The 16,448-nt window shown below is 60.0% G+C and carries 14 protein-coding genes; 5 read left to right on the top strand and 9 right to left on the bottom strand.

The genetic code is table 11. From position 1 onward, the window contains the following. Positions 1-27 precede the first annotated feature (27 nt). The gene (gene miaA, locus GFER_RS15190) at positions 28-963 is read right to left on the bottom strand and encodes a tRNA (adenosine(37)-N6)-dimethylallyltransferase MiaA (protein WP_235264107.1); all 936 of its coding nucleotides are present in this window, start codon (positions 961-963) and stop codon (positions 28-30) included. 167 nt (positions 964-1,130) lie between these two features. Between miaA and pcnB the strand changes: the two genes are divergently transcribed. Next, the gene (gene pcnB / locus GFER_RS15185) at positions 1,131-2,369 is read left to right on the top strand and encodes a polynucleotide adenylyltransferase PcnB (protein WP_235264106.1); all 1,239 of its coding nucleotides are present in this window, start codon (positions 1,131-1,133) and stop codon (positions 2,367-2,369) included. Positions 2,370-2,592: 223 nt separating this feature from the next. Here pcnB and GFER_RS15180 read toward each other — a convergent pair whose 3' ends face one another. After that, entirely contained in the window at positions 2,593-3,363 is a 771-nt protein-coding gene (locus GFER_RS15180) for an alpha/beta hydrolase (RefSeq protein ID WP_040100786.1), read from the bottom strand. 52 nt (positions 3,364-3,415) lie between these two features. Between GFER_RS15180 and GFER_RS15175 the strand changes: the two genes are divergently transcribed. Continuing rightward, on the top strand, positions 3,416-3,922 hold the full coding sequence (locus GFER_RS15175) for a dihydrofolate reductase (RefSeq protein WP_052446479.1): 507 nt from the start codon (positions 3,416-3,418) through the stop codon (positions 3,920-3,922). Between the two features lie 53 nt (positions 3,923-3,975). Here GFER_RS15175 and GFER_RS15170 read toward each other — a convergent pair whose 3' ends face one another. From GFER_RS15170 to GFER_RS15150, 5 genes are all read right to left on the bottom strand, one after another. Further along, positions 3,976-4,176 (bottom strand): hypothetical protein, encoded by a 201-nt coding sequence (locus tag GFER_RS15170; RefSeq protein WP_040100785.1) that lies wholly within the window; start codon positions 4,174-4,176, stop codon positions 3,976-3,978. Between the two features lie 132 nt (positions 4,177-4,308). Continuing rightward, positions 4,309-5,187, bottom strand: coding sequence for an acetate uptake transporter (locus tag GFER_RS17930; RefSeq protein ID WP_052446478.1), 879 nt, complete (start codon positions 5,185-5,187; stop codon positions 4,309-4,311). A 329-nt stretch (positions 5,188-5,516) separates the two neighbouring features. After that, complete coding sequence (locus GFER_RS15160; RefSeq protein ID WP_040100784.1) at positions 5,517-6,893, bottom strand: sigma-54-dependent transcriptional regulator; 1,377 nt, start codon at positions 6,891-6,893, stop codon at positions 5,517-5,519. Next, on the bottom strand, positions 6,890-8,866 hold the full coding sequence (locus GFER_RS15155; RefSeq protein WP_040100783.1) for a cache domain-containing protein: 1,977 nt from the start codon (positions 8,864-8,866) through the stop codon (positions 6,890-6,892). The genes GFER_RS15160 and GFER_RS15155 overlap by 4 nt, the downstream gene beginning before the upstream one ends. A gap of 40 nt (positions 8,867-8,906) precedes the next feature. Next, the gene (locus tag GFER_RS15150) at positions 8,907-10,370 is read right to left on the bottom strand and encodes a malonyl-CoA decarboxylase (RefSeq protein WP_052446477.1); all 1,464 of its coding nucleotides are present in this window, start codon (positions 10,368-10,370) and stop codon (positions 8,907-8,909) included. Positions 10,371-10,699: 329 nt separating this feature from the next. Here GFER_RS15150 and GFER_RS15145 point away from each other — a divergent pair, with 329 nt between their 5' ends. From GFER_RS15145 to ccsB, 3 genes are all read left to right on the top strand, one after another. Further along, positions 10,700-11,092 carry a hypothetical protein gene (locus GFER_RS15145; protein ID WP_040100782.1) on the top strand — a complete coding sequence of 131 codons (393 nt, stop codon included), beginning with the start codon at positions 10,700-10,702 and terminating at the stop codon, positions 11,090-11,092. Positions 11,093-11,229: 137 nt separating this feature from the next. Next, positions 11,230-12,603 (top strand): cytochrome c biogenesis protein ResB, encoded by a 1,374-nt coding sequence (gene resB, locus GFER_RS15140; RefSeq protein WP_040100781.1) that lies wholly within the window; start codon positions 11,230-11,232, stop codon positions 12,601-12,603. Positions 12,604-12,647: 44 nt separating this feature from the next. Then, positions 12,648-13,511, top strand: coding sequence for a c-type cytochrome biogenesis protein CcsB (ccsB, locus tag GFER_RS15135; protein ID WP_040100861.1), 864 nt, complete (start codon positions 12,648-12,650; stop codon positions 13,509-13,511). Positions 13,512-13,587: 76 nt separating this feature from the next. On the opposite strand, the gene GFER_RS15130 is transcribed toward ccsB, so the two are convergent. Further along, positions 13,588-15,192 (bottom strand): aldehyde dehydrogenase family protein, encoded by a 1,605-nt coding sequence (locus GFER_RS15130; protein ID WP_412171534.1) that lies wholly within the window; start codon positions 15,190-15,192, stop codon positions 13,588-13,590. 29 nt (positions 15,193-15,221) lie between these two features. Then, complete coding sequence (locus GFER_RS15125) at positions 15,222-16,319, bottom strand: glycosyltransferase family protein (RefSeq protein ID WP_040100779.1); 1,098 nt, start codon at positions 16,317-16,319, stop codon at positions 15,222-15,224. Between the last annotated feature and the right edge of the window lie 129 nt (positions 16,320-16,448).

The following is a 16,448-nucleotide window of genomic DNA, read 5'->3' as shown; positions in this document are numbered from 1 at the left end:
TTTGCGACGCCATCACCTTTGCGGCATTTAAAACATTCGCTTCATCGCCTGCTCCAAGGGCTCCTCCTCAGCGTGCACCCAGTGAATCTCAACTCCCTGGCGTTCCATGCGGCGAAAAAAAGTTTCCTGGCGCTTGGCGAACTGGCCGATGGCGGTGGCAAGCTGCTGGAGCATTGTATCGTAATCGAGTGCGCCCTGTAGGTGACGGGCGATGAAGCGGTATTCGAGACCGTAGAATTCCAGCCGCTCCCAAGACACGCCCGCCGCGTGCAGGCGCGCGACCTCATCGACCATGCCCTGTGCCAATCGTTCGCGCAGGCGCAGGCCGATGCGGCGGCGCAACGCGGCACGCTCCCAGCGCAAGCCCAGCACCAGAGGGCGCACCTCGGGCAGGGGGGGGAGCTCGGCTGCGGCAGCGCGTTCGCCCTCGGCAATCTCGATGGCGCGCACCAGGCGCGCGCGTTCCATCAGGTCAGTGGTGTTGTGTTGCTCGGGTTTGAGGCGCCGCAGGCGGGCGCGCAGAGTCGCATCGTCGAGAGTCGCCAGCCGCGCGCGCAGGCTGGGATCGGGCGGCACTTCGATAAGCCGGTAGCCGCGCAGCACCGCGTCGAGATACAAGCCGGTGCCACCAACCAGCAGCGGCAGGCGGCCGCGCCTCTGAATGTCGGCGAAGGCGGAAAAAAAGTGACGCTGAAAAGCGAACAGGCTGAATTCGCTGCCGGCCTCGGCGATGTCAATGAGATGAAAAGGAACCTCGCCGTATTCGCTCAGATCCTTGCCGGTGCCCAGATCCATGCCGCGAAAAACCTGGCGCGAGTCGGCGGAAATGATTTCACCGTTCAGGCGCCGCGCCAGCTCGACACCCAGGCGGGTTTTCCCCGAGGCGGTGGCGCCCAGCACCACCAGCAGGTTGATGTCGGTCTTTTCTCGCAAACCGCCTCGCTGCTCTGCCGCTTCCCGCAAGTGACTCTCCCCCCATTTTGCCGTCAAATGCGGCAGGCCGATTTAACGCTTTTCCGGCTGCGCTCTTTCTGCTACATTTGGCGCCGGAATGTCAACCCCTGTAACCTGCCGAAATGATGATGCCTGTCGATCCTTCCGCGAAAAATACTGATTGCCCTGCGGTAATTGTGCCGCGCGCCGCGCACTGCATCTCCCGCAAGCAGATCGACGAAGAAACCCTCAAAGTCATGTACCGCCTTCACCGCAACGGTTTCAAGGCCTATCTGGTGGGCGGCGGTGTGCGTGATCTTCTGCTGGGACGGCGGCCCAAGGATTTCGACGTGGGCACCGACGCCACGCCCAATCAGGTCAAGAACCTGTTTCGCAATTGTTTCCTTGTCGGGCGGCGCTTTCGACTGGCGCATGTGCGCTTTGGTCGCGACAAGGTGGTGGAAGTGGCGACCTTCAGGCGCAAGCCCGCCGTCGGCGAAATGCCGGAGGATCCGGAGGATCATTTTCGTTTTCAGGAAAACGTATTCGGTTCGCCATGCGAGGACGCGTTTCGTCGCGATTTCACCATCAACGCCTTGTTCTACGACATTAACAGCTTCAGTATTATCGATTACGTGGGTGGACTTGAAGACCTTGCGGCGCGCCGTTTGCGGGTCATCGGCGAGCCGGTGGAGCGCTTTACCGAAGATCCGGTGCGCATGCTGCGTGCTCTTGAGTTCTGCGCACGTCTGGATTTCAGCCTCGACGCCGAGGCACGTCAAGGGATTTATCGCGCTGCGCCCCTGATTGCCGACGCGGCGCCGGCGCGCATCCGTGAAGAATTGATGGAGCTCTTCCGCCACGGGGTGGCCGGAGCGGTGCTGCGCCATGCCGCGGCCATGGGCCTGCTGGAGCCACTGCTGGCCGGCTATGCGGGCGATGAAGAAACTTTTGACCTGCTTGAGCATCTCGACCGCCGTACCCGCGGCGGCCTGCCCGTGGTTGAGCCCTTTGCTCTGGCGGCTCTTTCTCTCAGCCGCTTTCTGCGTGCCTGCCCGCCGAACCGCGAAGCGCCCGTCACCGAGGTGGTGCGCCTGGCGGGCCTGGTGCTGGCCCCCCATTGTGGGTATTTCAGCATCGCCCGCGCCATTTCTCATCAGGCCCGCGAATTGCTGGTCGGAATTTATCGCCTGGCCCGCGGCCGCCGCCAGCGCGGTGAGCGGCGGCTGCTCGGCAATCCCATGACGCCCCATGCCCTGGATCTACTCGGGTGCTGGAGCGAGGTGACGGGCGATTACCGCGATCTGGTCGGACAGTGGCGCGCTGCCCTGGACGGCAAGGCGCCCGTATCTACGCCGCCCCCGGACGCTCCGGCCAAGCGACGTCGCCGCCCGCGGCGGCGCAAGCGAAACACCGACAAGGGATCCCCGGGCTGAAAAGGGAGAAAGTTAATTCGACCACGGATCAAATCTGATCAAGGCGGATATAAGGCAAAAGCAAAAACCCCTTGTTTCTTTCACCGCAGAGAACGCTGAGAACGCCGAGAAAACCAACCTAAAAAATTGAAATTAAAGGACGAAAAGAAAAAAACAACACAGAATTTTTGTTTTCAAGCCTTTAATCCGCTTTGATCAGATTTGATCCCTGTCCCATTCGCCTCTAAATTTCATTCCCCCGTTCCAATCGCTCCACGAATTCCGCAATTTCCGCAAAATACTCCCGCTGATTAACGAACATGAGGTTGTTGTGGTCGCCCCGCGCGAAGATGTGCAGGCGTTTGGGGCCGCCGGCCCATTGGTGCAGCCGTTTGCCGTGGGAGACATCCACCAGGCTGTCGCCGCGCGCATGCATGACCAGTGTTTCTCCAGGGTAGGCGTGCATTTTTTGCTGCTGATCGAGGCGCTGAGCGACGGCTCTTTCCAGTTGCGCAGGGCTGGCCCCCAGTTCTTCCGGGGTCAGGCGCAGCAGCAGACGCTCCAGCACATCGGCGACCGCACTTTCCAGGATTAGTCCGGCGATATTGGGATAGAGCGAGATACCATGCACGGCAAACAGCGAACCCACCGAGCGGCCGAAGAGAATCAGGCGCTCGGGGGCGACGCCGGCGGCATTGATGAGTGCTTCGACATCGTCGAGCATGGCTCCCAGCAGCGGACGGCCGCTGGAGCCGCCGTAGCCGCGGAACTCCGCCAGCAGGCAGTTGAGTCCCAGGGAGGCCAGCGCTTCGGGGAACCCGTCACGCCAATCCGCGGCGACTTCGCCATTGCCGTGGAAATGAATCAGCGTGTAGCCGTGGGAATGTGGACGATGATAATGGCAGGCCAGCCGCGCCTCGCCGACATCGACCCAGAAGGGCTCGGCGAAGCTGTCGGGCCGGGGAAAAAAATAGCGTGCGGCAATCAGCGGATGGTTGAGCAGATCTTCAGACACGAACTGCCTCCAAAGACTTTCAATTTAGCGAGACTCAGGTTATAAAGCGGACATGGACAGTCCTCAGCCCGCCCAAGCCGGGGAAAAAATCATCATCGCCGCGGTTGGCGAAAATGGCGTTATCGGTCGCGACGGTAATCTGCCCTGGGATGTCGCGGCCGATCGCCGCCTGTTTCGCCGTCTGACCCTGGCCCACACGGTAATCATGGGGCGGCACACCTTTGCATCCCTCGGCGGCCCTCTTGATGAGCGTCTCAACCTGGTGGTCAGCCGCAGTCTGGATTCCCGTCCGGGCATCACTGTTTGCCGCGGCTTCTCTGCGGCGCTGGCGCAGGCAGAAGGGGCCGGGCGCGGAATTTTTTTCATCGGCGGCGCCGAGATCTATCGCCGCGCCCTGGCGGTCGCCGACCGGATGATCCTTTCCCGCATCCCCGGGAAGTTTTCCGGGGACACCTTCTTCCCACCTTTCAGTTCTTCCGATTGGCGCCTGGTCAGCGAACAAGACCAGGGCGATTTCATTCTGCAAGTCTATCTGGCGATAAGACAACCCAAATCGTAACTGTTCAGCCTTCCAGCAGGGCGCGACGGCATCGCCTGCGGATCCAGGTAAAACTAAAGGGACATGGGATTGCAGAGATCTTGCGCCTCGTTGGCGTAAGCGCCACAGTTGCGGCAGGCGAAGGCCGGATGCGTTGAACGCTCGGATACCTCGCGACTGCGTCCTTGCTCCATGAGAATACACAGGTGTTCGCGGTGTTGTTGTGCGTTGGTACACTCGTTGTAGCTTTGTTCGCTCTCTTTGGCGGGGGTCATGGCTGCCTCCTGATAAAGGTGTTCGCAAGAACTATAGCATAGCAATTCGCGATTGTGCCGGGTTCCTCGGCCTCAGCGCGTCGGGCGGCCAGGGACGAGGGGTTGCGAGAGACTGGGAATTGGGAGTGTTTTTCAGGTCGGGAGAAGCGGGCGGCGGTAAATATCATTGAGCATCTGGGCGCAGCCGGCATAGACGGCAAGGATGCCGGTCAGTACACCCTGCCATCCGGCCAAGCGGTCCAGGGCGACCAGAGTGTGAGCCTCGCTTAGGGCAAGCAGGAACAAGAACAGGCTGAGGTTGGCGAAAATCAACGGCAAAAGCCGCCCCAGGCGCAGAGCACCGATGAACAGCACGCCGCTGAACAGGCCCCAGAGAACCAGGTAAGAAGTCAGCGCCAGCGGGGAGGGCAGATCACCGATGCCGGCGCGCGGCAGAGCCACCATGCCCACCAGGGTCAGCCAGAACAGGCCCCAGGCGCAAAAGGTGGTCGCGGCAAAGCTTTGGTTGCGCCGCCACTCGAAAATGCCGGCGATGATCTGTGCCAGGCCTCCGTAAAACAGGCCCATGGCGATCATCATGGCGTCCAGTGGCAGCAGGGTGGCCTGTTGCACACCCAGCAGAAGAATCGTCATGCCCGTGCCGAGCAGGCCCAAAGGCACCGGCGCGCAGCGTTCCGCGCTTGACTCGTGCAGGCTCAGGCACGCCGTTGCACTCCTTGCGCCGCTGATCAGGGGGGCGGGGTTTCGATTGTTCAGCGGCGCGGGGTCGAGCTCGCGCCGGGCGCTGTGCAGTGCCCCGCCGCTTCGCGCAGCCGCCTGTTGCTCGGCAAAATGCGCCGCCAGTTGCTGGCAACGAGGACATTGCTGGTGCTGCGCGCGGCAATAACGAATGATCTGATGCACATCGGAGGGGGAAATATAACCGCACCCGACATCGCACAGGTCTTCATCCATTCCGAAGTAGGGACAGATGCTGTCATCCGCCATGGCCGCACCGCTTTCTGCCGTCATTTTTTGCGCGATAGGTTGCGAACTCGAAGACCGCCCCAGCGCACTCCTGGGGATTTAAAAGCAGCAAGAGCTATTCCATCTTGGGGGACAGGTCGAGAAAATCGAAAAAAATGAGTGATTCCATTGGCTTGAAAGGTCGAGGCAAGATCGGACTATGGCGCTTTTTTCGCACCGGTGCGAAGCGCCTGCGTCCCGGCGGCGGTTCCCGCAACCTCCCCTCAATCCCCGGAAAACTTAGTGATTTCAGTTGGGTGTCCGGGAGTTGAGGGTTGCGGAAAAGAATTCGCAGATTTGCAAATGGTTTTTTCGCACCCTTGCACCTGTGCAGGTCAGAGATAATCGTCTTTGCGCAGGTCGTATTTCTTGAGTTTGCGGTAGATGGTTGCCATGTTCATGCCGGCGCGGCGCGCGGCGACCTCGACGTTACCCTCGGTTTTACGCAACAGCTCTTTGAGGTAGCCGATTTCAAAATCAGCCATGGCGCTTGAATAGTCGTTGTCTTCCGCGCGCTCCACGGGGGCGGCGTCATCGATCTCGATAAACTGGGCGAGTACCGGCAGAGTTATGTATTCGCCGTCTTCCATGGCCACCGCTGCTTCGATCACGTTGCGCAACTGGCGAATGTTGCCCGGCCAGGAAAATTCCGTGACCGCCTCGAGGGCTTCGGCGGACAATCCTTTGATATGGGTGGCGAATTTTTCGTTCTGCGCGCGGATGAAATGATCGACCAACAGGGCGATGTCGGCCTTGCGTTCACGCAGAGGCGGCAGGTGAATGTTGACTACGTTGAGGCGATAGTAAAGATCTTCGCGAAAATCGCCCTGCTTGACGCCCTCGCGCAGATCGGCGTTGGTCGCTGAGAGAATGCGCACATCGACCTTGGTGGAGGTGGTGTCGCCGATGCGGCGGAATTCCTGCTCCTGGAGAAAGCGCAGCAGGGTTTTCTGCACGTTCATGGGCAGATTGCCGACCTCATCGAGAAACAGGGTGCCGCCATCGGCTGCCTTGAGCAAGCCTTCGCGATCCTCGGCGGCGCCGGTAAAAGCACCTTTTTTATACCCGAACAGCTCGCTTTCGAGCACCGACTCGGGCAGCGCGCCGCAGTTGATGGCGACAAAGCGCTTGTCCTTGCGCGGTGAATTATAGTGCACCGCCTGGGCGATAAGTTCCTTGCCAGTGCCCGACTCACCGGTGATGAGGATCGACGTGTCGCGGATGGCGAGTTTTTCCACCTTGTCGAGCACCGCGCGCAGCTTCTGCGAGGTGCCGAGGATGTTGTCGAAGCGAAAGCGCCCGGCGATTTCTTCGCGCAGATCCTGGTTCTCGGCGCTGAGTTCGGTCTGGCGCAGGGCGTTTTTCACGCGAAACAGCAGTTCGTCGGGCTCGAAAGGTTTGGTGACCATATCATAGGCGCCGCGCCGCATGGCCTGAATGGACATCTCGACGGTGGCATGGGCGGTGATGATGATCACCGGAATGCCGGGGTCTTTGTCCTTGACCCGCTGTAAAACCTCGATGCCGGTCATTTCGGGCATACGAATATCGGTAATGACCAGGTCATAGCGGCCGGCCGCGAACTCGCTCATGGCCACCACCGGCCGATTGTAGGCGCGCACCGCGTACCCCTCGTCGCCCAGCACGGCTTCAAGCATGCGGCACAGGCCTTCCTCGTCATCAATGAGCAGAATCTTCGGCTTTTTCGTCATAGGTCAGTGCTTTCCCGAGCCGGGGTGGGCAACCGCACCAACACTCTGGTGCCGCGCCCCGGTTCGCTGTCGATGTGAATTTCGCCCTGGTGCAGTTCGATGATCTGGCGGGTAATTGCCAGCCCCAATCCGGTTCCCCGGGGCCGTGTGGTAAAGAAGGGCTCGAATATTTTTTCCAGGTATTCGGGCGGAATTCCGCACCCCGTGTCGGCAAAGCTGAGTTCCACAAAACCGTCGGCGCCCATGGAGGTGCCCACCACCAGATCGCCGCCCTCGGGCATGGACGCGCCGGCGTTGAGAATCAGATTGATGGCCACCTGGCGGATCTGGTCGCCGTCGATCATGGCCGGCGGCAGTTCGGCAGTGAAGGCTTTGCGCACCCGAACCTGGTGCATGTCGGTATGGTTGGCGGCAAAATCGACGATCTGCTCAAGCAACTGGTTGATATTGGTTGCTTCCAGCGCCGGCTTGGGGGTGCGGGCATAGTTAAGGAGATCCTGCACGATTTTCTTGCAGCGCTTGCTCTCGCGCTTGATCTCGTGCACGTACTTAAATTTGGGATCGTCGGGGTCGAGCTTGCCTTCAAGGTAGGCGGCATAACCCAGAATAACTCCCAGGGGATTGTTGATCTCATGGGCCACGCCCGAGGAGAGTATGCCGAGGGAGGCCATTTTACCCTGTTGCGAGAGGCTCGCCTCCATTTCCTGGTTGCGTTTCATGATGTCGGTCATGCGATTGAAGGCCGCGGCAAGTTCGCCCAGCTCGTCGTGGGTGTCCACTTGCATCTTGGCGTCGAGGCGTCCCTTGCGTACCCGGCGGATGACGTCGATCATGTGATGGATGGGGTTGGTCAGCACTTGCGCGGCAACAAACACCATGAAGATCGCCGTTGTCCCGACAAAAAAAGTCAGGATGAAGAGACTGCCGAGAATGCGCGTCTTGATGAGCTTCGCCTCTTCGAAAAACTCATCTTCGTAGGAACCCACCGCAACAATCCAGTCCCAGGGCTTGAAATAGAGGTAGCGCACGATTTTCATGCGCGGTAGTGAATCCTCGGTGCCGCGCCAGGGGTAGCGGATCCAGCCGTGCTTGTTCTGCACCATCTCGCGAACAAAAGGGTTGCCTGTGAAATCGGTGCGCTCAGCGATATTGAGCCCTTCATCCTCAGGATGGATGTGGAGAGTGCCCTGCGTATCCATGCAATAGATGTAGCCGGTGCGGCCGACCTTCTTGTTTTTGATCTTCTGTTTGAGATCGGCAAAGGAGCGTCGCTCAAAGGCCAGATCCTCGTAGGTTTCCTCTACATAACCGGTGGCGGCGATAATCCAATCCCATTCGGGAAAGTAGCGATAGGCGGCCATCTTCTGCCGTGGCGCCTGATCACCGAGCATCTCGTTGCGCCAGGGATAAAGAGTGAACATGACGGCCCCCGGCGGGGCGCGCGTGGCCGCCTGGGACATGGCGCGGATGAAATACCGGCCGTCCTCGGCCTGCTCGTCGAAAATATTTTCCCCCTCGCGGGCCGGATGCACGGTCAGGTCACCCTGGCTGCTCATGGCGAAAATGTAGCCGCTTTGGCCGATGCTGACTTGCTTGAGGGCCCGTCCAGCCTCGCTACGCGCTCTTTCCAGGCTGATTTCGCCGCTCTGGTACTGGTGGTGGTGTGACTCGGCCAGGCTGTAGGCCAGGTCGGTCAGGGTGCGCAGCTCGTTGCGCACCGCCTGCCGCTTGTCTTCTTTGTAGACCTGGAACTGTTTGTAGTGAGCGTCGAGCAGATCGAGGGTGAAACGTGCCATGTGGTCGAGGTCAGCTTCGCTGGCCTTGGTAATGCCGCGATAGGCCTGCTGGTAGCTGATATAGCCGATGACCCCGCCGACCACGAAGATCGGCAGCACCACCAGCGGCAGCACCACCACCAGCATCTTCCAGCGCATTTTAAGATTGGCGACGAAATTGAACAATAGACCGCGCATGAGGTATTAATCCCGGGTGCTGGGTTGGGCCGAGCAGGGTTCAGGCGCGCCCTTTCCACAGGCGGCGCAGGCCACCGCCTTTGTCTCCTTCCAGAGGCTCGAGACGGCTTTTGAGTTTTTTGCTGGTCACGATGCGCCTTTCGCCGGCAAAGGCTTCGTGGTTCTTCTCGATGTCTTCGAGCCGGTAGAGGTAGTTGACCATGAGTCCGCAAGACTGTTTCATGCCCTTGGGTGAAATGTCTCCCAGCCAGTTGAGCATCTCGATGCGTGCGCCGTTGCCGAGATGGAAGCGCTCGACGGGATCCAGGGGAAAACCGTCCGCGCGGCTCTCGTGAAAATAACGCAGACACTGCACTTCCAGGGGCTCGCGCAGCAGATTCACCACCTCTTCGTTCGCCCACCAGTCGGAGGTGTCGATGACGGCCGCCAGGCTGGAGGGTGTCCCGAGAATTTCCGCCGCTCGATCAAGGGCCTGCTGCAAACGACTCAGCGTCGTGTCGGTTTCGGCGGTGCTCAGCGCCTTCTCCAGCCAGGGGCGCAGGCCGGGGATGGGCGAGAGGGTGGCGAAGGATTTAAGGCCGGGCAGATCATGTCTGAGATCGTCGACTACCTGCTTGATGAGAAAATCGCCGAAGCTGATGCCGCGCAGACCCTTTTGCGCATTGGAAATGGAATAAAAAATGGCGGTGTCCGCCTCCTCGGGATCGGCCACGGGTGCCTGTGGATCGAGCAGTTCCTGAATGCTTCCGGCCAAACCTTCCACCAGGGCCACCTCGATGAAAATCAGCGGCTCCTCGGGCATGGCCGGATGAAAAAAAGCATAGCAGCGGCGATCCGACTCAAGACGGTTGCGCAGATCTTCCCAGGAATGAATTTCATGCACCGCTTCGTAGGCGATGAGTTTTTCCAGCAGGGCGGCGGGTGAATCCCAAGTGATGCGGCGCAGTTCGAGAAAACCGATGTCGAACCAGGTGGCGAGCAATTGACACAGTTCGCGATCCAGGCTCTTGAGCCAAGGATCCTCAGGGGTCCATCTGAGCAGATCGGCGCGCAGATCGATGAGAAACTTGATCCCCTGGGGCAGGGCATTGAAGTGTTTGAGCAGGCGCAGGCGCGGCGAAGTCAAGAGGCTGCGCAGATGTTCTTCGGCGGCGAGGTAGTCGCTTTCCTTTTGGGCTGCGCAAAGTTTCGCGGCCGCATCGCACAACCGCGTATGATCCGCAGGGAAGTCCTGGGCGAGAATTTGCAAAAAGCGTTGTCTTCCGCGGTCGTCGAGGCCGAGATAAAGACGACCGAGGCGGGCCGCGTGGCCACGCGCCGACACTTCGCCGCCGCGCCCTTCAAGGCACTGCTTGATCAGGTTGCGCAGGTGGCGGGCATCCTCTTCGGACAATTCGGGAGAAAAGGCCGGTTGCTTGTCATCCTCGGCAAAGGGCGCGGCGATGCCGCGCCAGATGCGATTGAGATTGCCGAGAGCATGGCGGAAAACCTGAGTTGCAGCCACGAGATGATCCTCCTTGCGTTTTTCGCCGAAGTCGATTTGCCTTCGGCATGAATGTTGCTTCTGTTGAAGAGGGCCTGAAAATGGTTTGCACAAAACGTCATCATACCGACAGGCTTTCATGAAGACAAGCGTGATGTATACAATGGGTCGCGCCGAAAAGGAGGGACAAACTCTCTCCGTTTAGGTTATGATTCGCCCTGCGGTTCTTATTTTGTAGATTTGTTCGGGGCGCGCCCGCCAATTAGCGGGTGGCGATTTTTGCGGATTTGGTTTATAGTTCCTTCTTGTGTTGAAACGCCGATGGATTTTCTTTCGACGAGGTTGTCTACGTGAACAAGCGCGCGCCCTGGGCGTTGAGTCTTTATTTCACCTGTTTTTTGGTGCTGCTGGTCTGGGGGCGTTTTCCAGAGGAGCCCTCGGTGTGCGCCAACGCGGGCTTGCGCCTGTTGAGCCCGGGCACCCAGCAGTTTATCAGTGAATACCAGGCTTCCCCTTTCTGTCCCGCCTGCGGGGGGCCGTCCCAGAGGGCGGCCAAGGGCGCTCCGGCGCTCGCGCAGTTGGCCAATACCTTTTCTGACGGCAAGAACAGTGGGGCGCCGGCGGCGCTGCCGCTTCCTCGTTATGCCTACCATGTCGCTTGCGCCGACAGCGTAAAGGCTTCCCTGTCCCTCCTGCCCGACACGCGCCTGGTTTCGTTGCGCACCGTCGTGCTTCTGAATTGAGTCGACCGGCTTTTTCCCCCTGATGGTTTTTAGCAAGGGTTGCAGCTTGAAATGCTCGGTACCGAGATGTCTCAGGCGGTATCTCGGGCGCGTGACTGCATCCGCTCATCAATTGATTTTTCCCGGAGAAGAGAACCTTGAACACAAAAAAGAGCTCCTTTTTAGACGCCCTTTGGGATTTTTGCTGCTCACTCAAGTTGACGATCATCACCCTGATCCTGCTTGCGGCGACCTCGGTCATTGGCACGGTGATCCAGCAGAATCGCTCTGCCGAGGAGTATATTCGCGTCTATGGCGAATCCACCTACCGCATATTTGAAACCCTGGGCTTTTTCAACATGTACCAGTCCTGGTGGTTTCTGGGATTGCTCGCCCTTTTTACCCTCAACCTGACCGCTTGCTCCATCAAGCGCCTGCCGCGGGTATGGAAGCTCGTGCGCAACCCGCTATTGGTGCCCGACGATAATCATTACCGCACCCTCTCCAACGTGGAAGAGGTTGTCAGCAAGCAGAGCCCCGATGCGCTCAAAGCCAAAATCGGTGAGTTTTTCAAGGCCAATTTCGCCCCGGCACGTGTTACCGAGGGGGATGACGGCAGGGTGCATTTCTATGCCGAAAAAATGGCCTGGGCGCGCTTCGGGGTGTATATCACCCACGCCTCGATCATCATTATTTTTATCGGCGCCATCATCGGCAGCGTGTTCGGCTACAAGGCTTATGTCAATATCGTTGAAGGCACCGAGACCAATCGCGTGTGGAAACGCGGCGGAACCGAGCCCACGCCCCTCGATCTCGGCTTTACAGTGCGCGTCGACAAGTTTTCGGTGGATTTCTACGAGGGCAGCCGACGCCCCAAGCTCTATGAGAGCATCGTCACCATTGTTGATAACGGCGTGGAAGTGAAAAAGGACCGCTCGGTCATCGTCAACGATCCCCTGACCTACAAGGGAGTTGTTTTCTATCAATCGAGCTATGGGCCCGCCGGCGACCCAACCTTTGTGCTCGAGGTTACCGAGCGTGCCACCGGAGAAAAGCAGACCTACAACCTGCGCCAGGGCCAGCCTGCGCGCCTGCCCGGTGGGCCGCCGTTCCGCGTGGCCAATTTTTCCGAGAATTTTCAGAATTTCGGTCCCGCGGCCCGTGTTGAGGTCATGCCCGAAGGGCAACCCCTGCGTGCCTTCACCGTTCTTCAGGCCTTCCCGCAGTTCGATGCCCAGCGCGGTGATGATTTCATCTTTTCCCTGGTCGACTATACGCAGCGCCAGTACACCGGCTTTCAGGTCGCCAAGGATCCCGGCGTGTGGGTCGTGTGGATCGGCTGCATCCTGCTGATGGCAGGATCGGTCATCGCCTTCTTCCTGTCGCATCGCCGTATCTGGGTTACCCTGGTACCTCTGGAAGGCGGTAAGACGGGTGTCAAGTTCGGCGGCGTCGCCCATCGCAACCAGACCGGATTTGAGCTGGCTTTCGACGAATTCAAAAAAAACTTCAAGGAAAAACTTAATTCCTGACGGTCATTTAACCGCTGCGGAGGAAAAACACCATGATCGATCACATGTTCAGCGATCAACTTTTCAACTACACGACACTCGCCTATTTCGTGGCGATGGTTCTGTTCATCGCCTACATCGCAACCAAAAACCATACCGTGGGCCTCGTCGGTACGCTCATTGCCTGGCTCGGCTGGGTGCTCAACACGGCCGCCATTGGTGTGCGCTGGAATGAATCGGCGCAGATGGGCATGGGCCATGCGCCCATGACCAACCTCTACGAATCCTTTGTTTTTTTCGCCTGGTCGATTCTCATCGTGTATCTGCTCATGGACCTTAAATACAAAGCTCGCGCTGTGGGCGCTTTTGTCCTGCCGGTGGCGGTGTTTTTCATGGCCTGGGGACAGATGATGCCTGATCACAGCAAGGCGATTCAGCCCCTGGTCCCGGCTCTGCAGAGTAACTGGCTGACCTATCACGTCATCACCTGTTTCATCGGCTACGCTGGGTTCGCCGTGGCTTTCGGCGCCTCTGTCATGTACCTGATCAAGGTTGGTCGCGAGGAAAAGAGCGGTGGAGGCAACACACCCGCAGGCGGTCTGCTCGCCATGTTCCCCAGCACCAAAGTGCTCGATGACATCAACTATAAGGCCATCATGATCGGCTGGCCCATGCTCACTCTGGGAATCGTCACCGGCGCCGCCTGGGCCAACTACGCCTGGGGCACCTACTGGAGCTGGGATCCCAAAGAAACCTGGAGTCTCATCATTTGGTTCATCTACGCGGCTTTTCTCCATGCGCGTTTTACGCGCGGCTGGGTGGGACGCAAGGCGGCCTGGCTGTCCATCATCGGTTTTGGCGCCACCATCTTCTGCTATCTCGGCGTCAACCTGGTGCTTTCGGGACTACACTCCTACGGGGCCGGGTAAGGCAATAAGCCCATAAAAAAGGCCGGTTCGGGTTTTCCGAACCGGCCTTTTTTTTATCGGCGTCCTTGGTTGGTTGCTATCTCTCCTCCTGCGCGAGAAACCTCGAGCGTCCGTCCTTAGCCAGGGTGTCGAGCAGTTGCCGGTCGTCGCGGCCGTCGCGTTGGGCGACCAGGGTCGGGCGGGAGAAAACATCCAGGGCTTCGCTGACCGCCAGGGTGCCCACGGCGGAATCCTTGCAGCCAGTGAAAGGAAAGCTGTCGGGGCCGCGCTGACATTTGCAGTTGAGGTTGACGCGGGCCACTCGATTGGTCAGGGCGTCGATGAGGGGGGCCAGTTCCGCGGGGTCGTTGCTGAACAGGCTGATCTGCTGGGCATAGTCGGAATCCTGCAGAAAGGTGTCGACCGGGGCAAAATCATCAACGGGAACTACCGGCACCAGGGGCCCGAACTGCTCCTCATGAAAGAGGCGCATGGCGGGGGTCACAGGATAGATCAGCGCCGGGGCGAAAAAGCTTCCGGTCGTGACGCCGCCGTCGGAATTGCAGATGCGTGCGCCCTGGGCGGTGGCATCGGTGAGCAACTCATGCAGATAGGCGGGGCGCTCGGGTTCGGCAAGGGGCGTGATCCAGAGGCCTTTTTCCCAGGGCATACCCTGACGAATGCGTGCCATGGCTTCCAGGAATTTCCCAATGAAGGTCTCGGCCAGGGAGCGATGCACGAAGAGAATTTTAAGGGCCGTGCAGCGCTGCCCGTTGAAGGCGAGGCTGCCCAGCAAACATTCGCGCACGGCGCGATCGAGATCGGCGCCGGGCAAGACCACGGCGGCGTTCTTGGCGCCCATGCCCAGCACAGCGGTCAGGCGCAGGGGGCGGGGATGGGCGCGCACCAGTTTCTGCGCAACGCTGCCCGAGCCGATAAAGGCGAGGACGTCGACCCGGCCTGTTTCGAGCAGGGAGGGCAGAAGCTCATCGCCCTCACCGTAGATGACATTGACGACCCCGGGAGGAAAAATTTCACGAAACAGCCCAAGCAGGGGGCGAAACAGCAGCACTCCGATCTTGGGCGGCTTGAGCACCACCGTGTTGCCCATGGCCAGGGCCGGTAGCAGTGTGGCGAAGGTCTCGTTGAGTGGATAGTTGAACGGGCCCAGGCACAGGGTCACTCCCAGCGGGGCGCGGCCGAAGCGCGCGGCGATACCTTCGCGCGCCACCAGGGTGGCGGAGTCGCGGGCGCGGCGTTGCAGGTCGGCACAGGTTTCGTCGAAATAGCTCAGGGTGCGGTCGAATTCGCCTGCGGCCTCGGCGAGGCTTTTTCCGACCTCCCACATAAGCAGGGTAAGGATTTCGTCACGCCGCGCGACCAGTCCCGCACGCAGATCGCGCAGAGCGCGTAGGCGCTCTGCGCTGCCGCAGGTCGGCCAACGGCCGCGCCCCTCGTCAAAGGCGGTCCCCGCGGCATCCAGGGCGGCGAGTGCGGAGACCCGGTCAAGCTGGGGGGCGCGACCGAGCAGGCGGGGGAGAAGTTCCCTTCCACGGCGTAAGGGCAAAGGCGAGTAAATCTCCTGCAAAGGCCCATCCCATACACGGAATAAACCGTCTACCAAATATTCGCGCTGATCTTCGGCGGCGGGGGGACGACAGAATGTGGGGATGTGCTGCTCTTCGGGAAAAATTTCAATCATGCGCTTGTCGCTGCTCACGAAAAATCCTGTCATGCGAATGTGCCCGGCTCGCGGGCCAGGGTGGCCAGTCGGTCGGCGGCGATCTGATCGCCGTTGCAGGCCAGGGTTGCCGTCGGCAAGGGTTGGCGCAGCAGTGCTTCGAGATCTTCGCCCCAATCGCCGCGCAAAAGTTTTTCGTTGCTGATGCCCCGCGCTCGAGCGTAACGTTCTAGGCCGGCGACCAACAGAGCCTGTTCGCAGAATGCGCCGCGCGAAGTATAGAGTACCGCGGTGCCGTTGACGATAGCCTCGGAAACGATACCGTAGCCGGGTTTGGTCACGACCACGTCAGCCGCCCCCACCAGGTCGGGATAGGCCAGAGTGTCCGGGGGCAGGGTCAGGATGTTGGGGGCCTCCGTGGAGAGACCGGCCTCACTGACGAAAACCCAGTCGCGCAGGCGCGCCAGGGCGGAAAAATCAAAATCCGCCAGGCCAAAGCCGCCAAAGGAGATCAACGCCAAGCGCTGGTCAGGGGCCAGGGCCAGATGCTCGCGTACTTGCGCGCGGGACAGACGCGCGCTGCGCGCGACCAGGGGAAGCTCCTCGCTGGGCACCTCCTCGGGAAAGGGGCCGTGAAAAGGCAGGCGCAGATAGCCTGATGCCTGGCGGTAATCTTCGCGCACCGAGGTGAGGACATCGTCAAAGCCGCCGTAGCGCGCAACGAGATCGGCGTAAATCCACTCCCAGGTGAAGTTGGCGATGCCGATGCCGGGAATCCCTGCCTGGCGCGCGGCGGCCAGCGCCAGGGGCGGGATGTCAGCGGCCACCAGGGAGACGCGCTCAGCGCGCAGGGAGGCGGCTTCGGCGGCCGCCAGCAGTTGCCGCTGTGGGAGAAACTCGCGATAGGCGGTGAGGGTTTGGGCTTCCTGCATGCGTAGGCTGTCAAGCTGCAAAACGCCGATGTCGAGCTGTGCGCGGCGCAGGGAAACCGAGGGGTCGAGAAAGCTCCGGAAAAACCACTCGTGGGCGTCCGACACCACCTCGACGGCAATATCGCCATGGCGTCGCCGCAGAGTGTTGATGATTTGACAGGAGCGGCTGGCGTGGCCGAGGCCATGGCCGCTGATGTAGTAACGGATTTTCGGCATGATTGCAAAATTTATCGGTAAAGGTGAATGTTCGGCGTGATTGGGCGGCGCGGCTGAATATTTACCTTTATCACAGGTCGAATCATCGAAACAAGAGCGGCGCGGCGTCTTTGGCGGATCAAAGGCTTG

This window comes from Geoalkalibacter ferrihydriticus DSM 17813, assembly GCF_000820505.1.
GTDB classification, from domain to species: domain Bacteria; phylum Desulfobacterota; class Desulfuromonadia; order Desulfuromonadales; family Geoalkalibacteraceae; genus Geoalkalibacter; species Geoalkalibacter ferrihydriticus.
Note: the sequence above shows the minus strand (reverse complement) of the source record. Positions and strands in the feature narration are given on the sequence as shown.